Annotated in this window: 9 protein-coding genes; 5 read left to right on the top strand and 4 right to left on the bottom strand. The window is 64.4% G+C overall.

Annotated elements, in window-relative coordinates:
• Positions 1-272 precede the first annotated feature (272 nt).
• Both AACR77_RS18775 and AACR77_RS18770 read right to left on the bottom strand, forming a co-directional pair.
• Positions 273-1,319: an NAD(P)H-dependent flavin oxidoreductase gene (locus tag AACR77_RS18775; protein WP_042877805.1), complete on the bottom strand. Its 1,047-nt coding sequence runs from the start codon at positions 1,317-1,319 to the stop codon at positions 273-275.
• A 207-nt stretch (positions 1,320-1,526) separates the two neighbouring features.
• A complete protein-coding gene (locus AACR77_RS18770; protein ID WP_042877802.1) occupies positions 1,527-2,168 on the bottom strand; it encodes a ribonuclease T2 family protein in 642 nt (213 codons plus the stop codon).
• A 221-nt stretch (positions 2,169-2,389) separates the two neighbouring features.
• On the opposite strand from AACR77_RS18770, the gene AACR77_RS18765 reads away from it, so the two are divergent.
• The 3 genes from AACR77_RS18765 (at position 2,390) to AACR77_RS18755 (ending at position 3,802) form a co-directional block, all read left to right on the top strand.
• Positions 2,390-2,950, top strand: a complete 561-nt coding sequence (locus tag AACR77_RS18765) for a gamma carbonic anhydrase family protein (protein WP_010672952.1) — start codon at positions 2,390-2,392, stop codon at positions 2,948-2,950.
• A 146-nt stretch (positions 2,951-3,096) separates the two neighbouring features.
• Complete coding sequence (locus AACR77_RS18760) at positions 3,097-3,390, top strand: hypothetical protein (RefSeq protein ID WP_042877801.1); 294 nt, start codon at positions 3,097-3,099, stop codon at positions 3,388-3,390.
• Position 3,391: 1 nt separating this feature from the next.
• The gene (locus AACR77_RS18755; RefSeq protein WP_010672950.1) at positions 3,392-3,802 is read left to right on the top strand and encodes a DUF6515 family protein; all 411 of its coding nucleotides are present in this window, start codon (positions 3,392-3,394) and stop codon (positions 3,800-3,802) included.
• Positions 3,803-3,891: 89 nt separating this feature from the next.
• On the opposite strand, the gene AACR77_RS18750 is transcribed toward AACR77_RS18755, so the two are convergent.
• The gene (locus tag AACR77_RS18750; RefSeq protein WP_231563058.1) at positions 3,892-5,211 is read right to left on the bottom strand and encodes a HAMP domain-containing sensor histidine kinase; all 1,320 of its coding nucleotides are present in this window, start codon (positions 5,209-5,211) and stop codon (positions 3,892-3,894) included.
• Positions 5,212-5,225: 14 nt separating this feature from the next.
• Entirely contained in the window at positions 5,226-5,906 is a 681-nt protein-coding gene (locus AACR77_RS18745; protein WP_010672948.1) for a response regulator transcription factor, read from the bottom strand.
• Between the two features lie 148 nt (positions 5,907-6,054).
• On the opposite strand from AACR77_RS18745, the gene AACR77_RS18740 reads away from it, so the two are divergent.
• Both AACR77_RS18740 and AACR77_RS18735 read left to right on the top strand, forming a co-directional pair.
• Complete coding sequence (locus AACR77_RS18740) at positions 6,055-7,212, top strand: efflux RND transporter periplasmic adaptor subunit (RefSeq protein ID WP_042877797.1); 1,158 nt, start codon at positions 6,055-6,057, stop codon at positions 7,210-7,212.
• A 2-nt stretch (positions 7,213-7,214) separates the two neighbouring features.
• The coding region (locus AACR77_RS18735) for an ATP-binding cassette domain-containing protein (RefSeq protein ID WP_042877795.1) at positions 7,215-7,616 on the top strand (402 nt) is incomplete at its 3' end.

Here is a 7,616-nt window from a genome sequence, read left to right as displayed (position 1 = left end):
GTTTGCGTTACCGCTTGCCCTGTCGATGGAGGCGCATTATAGAGACATAGATCACATTGGCAAGTTCTCATCGCAATAAAATTGCAAAAAAATGCCAATTCTTAGTTATTCATATCAAAACACAGTTTTTATACAGACTTACCCACAGGACAAACCCAGAAAGGGCTCATTCTGCACCCTATTACCTCCCGTTCCTCTCTGCCCGTCTCCTCTTCGAAGGGTTGCTGACCATATCAATCCACATATAAAGGAAGAGAATCGCAAAGTGACGCTCAGACCAGTCCTGCCTCAGCAACCCAGGCAGCGATCAGCTCGGCTGCCGCCATGGAGCGGCAACCCGATATGTTCTGCCCGGCCCAGAGTGGCGAGAAACCGCTGTCACCCGCCTTTTCGGCTGCGGCACGCAACGGAGCCAATGCGCCGCTGGCATACGGGAAGTCTGGCGGCAGCACCGAAAGGGGGCCGAGTTCCCGCATCAAGCGGTTGACTATCCCCCGCGCCGGACGGCCGCTGAACAGATTGGTCAGTGCGGTGTGTTGGCCATGCCTCCCCTGCAGCGCCGCACGGTGCAGGGACGAGGTCGTCGCCTCGTGGCAACAGAGGAACGCCGTTCCCATCTGGACTGCGCTGGCCCCCAGTGTCAAGGCAACCTTGATCCCCTTGCCGTCGACTATGCCCCCGGCGGCGATGACAGGCAGATCCACTGCCGCCACTACCTGTGGCAGAAGGGTAAAGGTGCCCTGCTGCAAGCTGAGATCCTCACTCAGGAAGTGGCCGCGATGGCCACCCGCCTCCAGCCCCTGGGCGATGACGGCATCGGCTCCGTGGTCAGCAAGCCACTGCGCTTCTGCCACCGTGGTGGCGCTGGCAAACACTTTTGCGCCTGTGGCTTTTACCTGGGCAAGCAATTCGGGCTCGGGCAAGCCGAAGTGGAAACTGACCACGGCAGGTCTGAACTCTGCAAGCAGGGCCGCATGCTCGTCATTGAAGGGGGCCCGAGAGGGGGCTCGCGACGGCGCAGCGGCATCCACCCCGAACTCGGCGTAATAGGGTAACAGTACCTGGCGCCAGCGCTGCTCTGCTGCCGGTTCCGGCTCGTGCTGCCGATGGCAAAAGAAGTTGATGTTGTATGGGCCCGGCCCGCTGGCGGCGAGACGACTCAGCTCCTGGCGCAGATCGGCACCACTCAGCATGGCGGCAGGCAGGGAGCCCAGAGCCCCCGCACTGGTCGCAGCCATCGCCAGGGCGCTGTTCTGCACACCCGCCATGGGGGCCTGAATGACGGGATAGCGCATCCCCAGTTCGGCAAAGAGCGTCATATGATGGTTTCCTGTTTCTGATGGTGAGTCTGGCTGTGCGCCAGAGGAGAGTTGAGTCGGCAGAGCGCACCTGACATGCTGACACGTCGTCTGGCGATATCGCCTGTCCAGTTCCCGGCCAGACATCCTGTCTTCGCTTTCATCCATCAGGCCCCTTGAGGTTCATTGCACATCGGGCCCGCGAAGGGCCTGATGAAGATAACGAGCTCAGCGCACGCTGCGCAGCAGGAAGTCCGGCTGGCCACAGGAGCGGCGCTCCCGCTTCTGCATCTCGTCGGAGCAGGGGACGGCATCCGTTCCCTGCTGGTTGATGCAGATGTAGATCTCCCGCAGGAAGCGGCCCCCATCAGCGCAGGCCACCGTGATATTATCGGGGGCCAGCCACTCGTTGGCGCTCGCCAGATCAGCCTTGAGCTGGAAGCTGTTTTTGCGCAGCGGCCCTTCCGGCGATTGATAGGCGGCCGGGATCTTCACCTTCTGGCGCAGATCGCTGGCCAATTGGTGAAATGCCTCCTGGCTCAGCCCGGAACAGGTGCCGTGCTTCTCCCATTCATGGCGATAGAGGAAGCGGCTGGGGTAGAGCCCGGCAAACTGCTGCTCCATGTCCGCATCCAGCCGCTCGCGGGTGCAGCTGGCGGGGTAGCCACGCTGATACTGGGGCCAGAGACCGTGCAGCACGAACCCCAGCTTGCGGGCGCACTGCTCCCGATCCCCTGGCTTGATGGCGCAATGCTCGGGCGACCAGGAGAGTGCCATGGCGTAATAGTCAAACTCCCCCGCATGGCCCTTGCCCTGGGCGGCGGAGATCCACAACAGCGACCCCACCAGCCATACCATGACCTGCTTCATCTCTCGTTCCCCCTCATCTCTTTGCACCCGGTGGCGCCCCATTTTGCGCCCTCATGCTCCCATAACAGGGAGTCAAAGAACAATCGCTCAAAATGGCCTTACTCACTGTGGGTCAGACCAGTAAAAGGTTTCCCCTGCCGGATCAGAGGCGTAAGCTGGCTCTCCGGCGGGCCTTCATGACGCGCCACGTTTCCCCGATTTCATCAGCAACAGGACGTAACATGATCCGCAAGAATCCCTCAGGTCACCTGCCCGTTATCGACGAATCCGCCTATATCGACAAGACCGCCATCATCTGTGGCAAGGTGATCATCAAGGAGAACGTGTTTGTCGGCCCCTATGCCGTGATCCGCGCAGACGAAGTGGACGAGAGCGGTGACATGGAACCCATCGTCATCGGCGCCAACTCCAACATTCAGGATGGCGTCGTCATCCACTCAAAATCCGGCGCTGCCGTCACCATCGGCGAGTTCAGCTCCATCGCCCACCGCAGCATCGTCCACGGCCCCTGCGAAGTGGGTAACCGGGTCTTCATCGGCTTCAACAGCGTGCTGTTCAACTGCCACATCGGCGAAGGGTCCGTGGTGCGCCACAACTCCGTGGTCGATGGCTGCGATATTCCCCCCGGCTTCTATGTCCCCTCCACCACTCGCATCAACCAGCAGAGCGATCTGGCGCAGATCCCACGCGTCACCGTGGACGCCACCGAGTTCTCCGAGGATGTGGCTCACACCAACATCGACCTGGTCAGGGGTTACAAGGCGCTCTCCAACGAGTTTTGATCCGGCGAGCGGTTCACGACACACAACGGGCGCCACGGCGCCCGTTGTCACAACTGTAAAGAGGGCGAAAAGAGGGTGTAAAGGTGGTTGAGCCGGGCGCACGCGTCGCGTTTGATGGGGGCGTTCCCATCAATGGAGTCATCATCATGTCACGCTATCCTGTCGCCCTTGCCCTGCTGCTGGGCACCACGCTTCTTCATGCCGGCGAGATGCCGCCCCCGATGGGCGCCCGCCAGGGAGGCCCCATGACACCGCCCCCCTCCGTGCTCTATCACGCCAGCAAGCAGGGTGCGGATCCCCAGGCCCTGGTCCAGGCGCTGTCCAAAAACATTGATGCCGCCAAGCCGGATACCCGCTACGAGGTCACGGTCAGCGTGCGCGAACTGCCGCCCCAGCCACTCAAACCCCAGCCCGCCGGTGCGCCGCTCAAGGGGCAGTGAGATGAGTCTGCACCGCCCTTCACTCTGGCTGCTTGCCATGGCCATCGCCCTGCCCGCCATGGCGGGTCCGGGGAACATGGGCAGACCGGGCGGATGGGAGAGCCCTGCCCCGCAGTACGGCCATGGGGCTGGCCCCGGCTTCGGCCACCGCGTCGACCGGCTGCCGGGAGGGGTGGAAACCTTGCTGCTGGCCGGGCTCACCTACTATGTGCTCGACGGCATCTTCTACCGTCGGCAGGAGAACCACTATGTGGTGGTCTCCCCACCTCCTCAGGTCCTGGTGGTGGCAGAGACAGGGCTCATCCCCCTGGATCTGGATGGCCGCCGCTATTACGTCAGGGAGGGTCACTACTACCTGCGAGAAATAGACGGGCGCTACACCGAGGTGCCGCCGCCAGCGGCGCTGCGCTGAATCGCACGGAGGAACAGATACGAGCAGGGGGCCTTGGCCCCCTCTTTCATTACCGGGGTTTTACCCCACTCGGGTCTGAGCCGCGTACCTCAGGACGGGTCATGCAGGGGCAGCGTCATGGTCACTCTCAGCCCCCCCTGTGCACGATTGCGCGCCTGGATGGTGCCCCCCTGCAGAATCACCGCCTTGCGGGCGATGGCGAGCCCGAGCCCGTAGCCCTTGCCCATGCGGGGTGAGCCGATGCGCACGAAGGGGTCGAAGATCCCCGCCAGCTTCCCCTCCTCCACCCCGGGCCCCCGATCGGCGATGGAGAGCTGCACCTCCTGGCCCAGGCGCAGCAAGCGAACATTCACCATCTGGCCCGACTGCGAGAAACGCAGGGCGTTGCGCACCACGTTCTCCACGGCGCGGCGCACCAGCTCGGCATGCCCCAGCAGGAGACAACCCTCCTCCAGCGCCGCCTCGAGCCCTATCTCGACCCCGGATTGCTGGGCTTCGAACCTGGCATCCTGGACGACGGTCTCCACCAGCGCCAGCAGGTCGTAGTGGCTCTGCTCAAGCCCGTGGCCCTGCTCGGCACGGGAGAGGGTCAGCAGCTCCCCTATCATCCTGTCCATCCGCTCCGTCTCGAGCCGGATCCGCGCCAGGGCGTCGCTTGCCTTCTCCGGGCGCTGCTCCGCCAGCCCGATGGCCATCTGGATGCGGGCCAGGGGGGATCGCAGCTCGTGGGAGACGTCGTGAAGCAGTTGCTCGCGCCCCTCGACCAGCTGCTGCAACCGCTCCACCATGAGATCGAACTCCTTCGCCACCTCGGTCAGCTCGTCCCGGCGCCAGCGCAGAGTGGGCCACAGCCTGACCCCCAGATCCCCCCTGGCTACCCGATCGAAACTGCGCCGCAGGGCGTTCATGGGCCGGGTCAGGTGCCAGGCGAACAGAATGCTGAACAAGAGTCCCCCCAGGCCGCCAATCCAGAGCATGGGCGGGGGAATGTTGAGCCAGGAGAGGGGGCCGGGGGCCGGCCCGCCGGGGAGGACGCGCGGGTCCGCTCTGGTCTGCAGCAGATAGGTCTGCCCGTCGTTGGCGATCACGGTGCGCGTCAGCACGACGCCGGGGCCCGGCTCCCCGGGGGCAGGCGGCCTGGATGCCTGTGGCACTGGCCGGGAAGGCGCATCGGCGGCATCGAGGAGTGTTATCTGCAGCAACGGCGGCGACATGGCCTGGCTCAATGCCGTCGCAGCCTCGATCCCCCCCTTTGCCAGCACGGCTGCCGCCATCTCCAGATGCTGGCTCGCCAACTGCTGGGCCAGGTGCTCTTCCGGGGGGGCACGCTCGGCACGAAAACCGAGCCAGAGCAGTTGGCTGACCAGCACGATGGCCAACCAGAACCCCAGCAGAATCTTCCAGAACAAACGTCCCTTGAGGATCACCGTATCTTGTACCCTATGCTGCGCACCGTCTCTATGGTGACGGCCTCCCCCGCCTTCTGCTGCAGTTTCTGCCTCAGGTTGCAGATGTGCACATCGACGCTGCGATCATAGGCCTCCCGCGGGCGCCCTACCCCTTGCAGGGAGAGGGTGTCCTTGGTAACCACCTGCTCCGGTGCTCGCACCAGCAACACCAGCATGTTGAACTCGGTGGCGGTCAGCTCCAGCGGCTCCCCCTGCCAGAGACAGACCCGGTTGGCCGGGGTGACCGTCAGATCCCCCAGGATGAGGGCATCCGGCGAGGGGGTTGCGCTCCCCCCCTCGTTGACCCGCCGCAGAACGGCCCGCAGCCGGGCCACCAGCTCCCTGGGGTAGCAGGGTTTGGGCACATAGTCATCGGCCCCCATCTCGAGTCCCACCACTCGATCCACGTTGTCCCCCTTGGCGGTCAGCATGATGATCGGCAGGCGGCTGCGCTGGCGCACCTGGCGCAGCACCTCGGTGCCGCTCAAGTCGGGCAGCATCACATCCAGCAGCAGGGCGCTGTAACGGCCGGAGAGGGCATGGTGCACACCTTCCCCTCCGGTCAGCACCTGGGTGGTATCAAACCCCTCTCCCCCCAGGTATTCACTCAACATGGCGCCCAGTTCGGCATCGTCATCCACCAGCAGGATCTTCATATGCGGTCTCCCTTGTCGGCGGCCATTTTCGCCGCTTGCCACGCACTTGGCAGCCATTTTTACGAAACCCTTACGCTTGGCGCAAAGAGCCTTAACCCGGCTCTGGGGTAGAGTGCCGCCGTGATCGTCATTCAGGATACAGGTTGTCATGCCCACGTTCTCCCCTCGTCTCTTCTGGCTGCTGCCCCTGTGCGCCCTCGCCCTGTTGCTGGCCTGGCGCCCCCAGGCCAAGGCACCCGCCAGCGACTACATCACCGCCAGTGCCGAGACCCGGGATCTGGAGCAGCTCATCATGGCGGACGGCACCCTGAAGGCGCGCAAGCAGGTGAGCGTGGGCGCCCAGGTATCGGGCCAGATCAAGAAACTGCACGTGACTCTGGGGCAGGAGGTCAAACAGGGGGATCTGCTGGTCGAGATCGACGATCTGCCCCAGCAGAACGCCCTCAAGGATGCCCTGGCCCAGCGCGACAACCTCCAGGCCCAGCTGGATTCCAAAGAGGCCACCCTTCGCAATGCCCGCCTGGCATACCAGCGCCAGCGGCAGATCGTCGCAAGAGGCCTTGGCAGCACGGCCGACCATGACAGCGCCAAGGCGACCCTGGACGAGACCCTGGCCGATATCCGGGCCCTCAACGCCCAGCGGGTGCAGGCCGAGATCGCGGTGGACACCGCCCGGGTCAACCTGGGGTATACCCGGATCCTGGCCCCCCTCTCCGGTACCGTGGTGGCCATGCCGGTGGAGGAGGGGCAGACCCTCAACGCCAGCCAGAGCACCCCTACCCTGCTCAAGATCGCCCAGCTCGACACCATGACGGTGGAGGCCAGGATCTCCGAGGCCGACGTCATCAAGGTCCGGGTCGGCATGCCGGTCTATTTCACCATTCTTGGCAACAGCCAGCGCCGCTTCGAGGGATCCCTGCGGGCCATCGAGCCCGCCCCCGACACCATCAATGACGACGACACCACCAGCAGCAGCGACAGCAGTGCCATCTATTATCACGGCCTGTTCGAGGTGCCCAATCAGGATGGCCAGCTCAGGATCAGCATGACGGCCCAGGTCTATCTGGTGGTCGCCCGGCTCAAAGATGCGTTGGTGATCCCGGCCATCGCCCTGCAGGGGGATCAGGTCAGGGTGGTCGACGACGGAGGCCGGATCAGCCTGCGCCGGGTCAAGGTCGGCCTGAACAACAAGGTGGATGCCCAGATCCTGTCGGGCCTGAGCACCGGTGAGCGGGTCATCGTCAGCGAAGTGAGCGCAGGCCAGAGCGACGCCGCCGGGGGCATGCCGCCCCCCATGGGGATGTGACCATGGGCGCCTTGTTGCAACTGAGGGGCATCCGCCGCCACTTCAAAGAGGGTGAGCGCACCGTCACCGTGCTCGATGGCATCGATCTGGCGATCGCCCGTGGGGAGATGGTGGCCATCGTCGGCGCTTCGGGCTCCGGCAAATCCACCCTGATGAACCTGCTGGGCTGCCTGGATCAGCCGAGCGAGGGGGCCTATCTGGTGGCCGGGCGCGACACTGCCACCCTCAGCCGGGACGAGCTCGCCGCCCTGCGCCGGGAGCACTTCGGCTTCATTTTCCAGCGTTATCACCTGCTGGCGGATCTCGATGCCCGCACCAATGTGGAGGTGCCCGCCCTCTACGCCGGTCTGGATCCGGCCGAGCGACGCCAGCGGGCCGAGGCCCTGCTGACCCGCTTCGGCCTC

Origin of the sequence: Aeromonas sp. ZOR0002, assembly GCF_963866995.1 — a bacterium.
Taxonomy (GTDB): Bacteria; Pseudomonadota; Gammaproteobacteria; order Enterobacterales; family Aeromonadaceae; genus Aeromonas; species Aeromonas caviae.
This window is presented reverse-complemented; position numbering and strand designations above follow the sequence as displayed.

Coding starts and splice junctions, on each gene's coding strand:
- AACR77_RS18775 (WP_042877805.1), bottom strand. CDS start 1,319: ATGACGCTCTTTGCCGAACTGGGGATGCGCTATCCCGTCATTCAGGCC.
- AACR77_RS18770 (WP_042877802.1), bottom strand. CDS start 2,168: ATGAAGCAGGTCATGGTATGGCTGGTGGGGTCGCTGTTGTGGATCTCC.
- AACR77_RS18765 (WP_010672952.1), top strand. CDS start 2,390: ATGATCCGCAAGAATCCCTCAGGTCACCTGCCCGTTATCGACGAATCC.
- AACR77_RS18760 (WP_042877801.1), top strand. CDS start 3,097: ATGTCACGCTATCCTGTCGCCCTTGCCCTGCTGCTGGGCACCACGCTT.
- AACR77_RS18755 (WP_010672950.1), top strand. CDS start 3,392: ATGAGTCTGCACCGCCCTTCACTCTGGCTGCTTGCCATGGCCATCGCC.
- AACR77_RS18745 (WP_010672948.1), bottom strand. CDS start 5,906: ATGAAGATCCTGCTGGTGGATGACGATGCCGAACTGGGCGCCATGTTG.
- AACR77_RS18740 (WP_042877797.1), top strand. CDS start 6,055: ATGCCCACGTTCTCCCCTCGTCTCTTCTGGCTGCTGCCCCTGTGCGCC.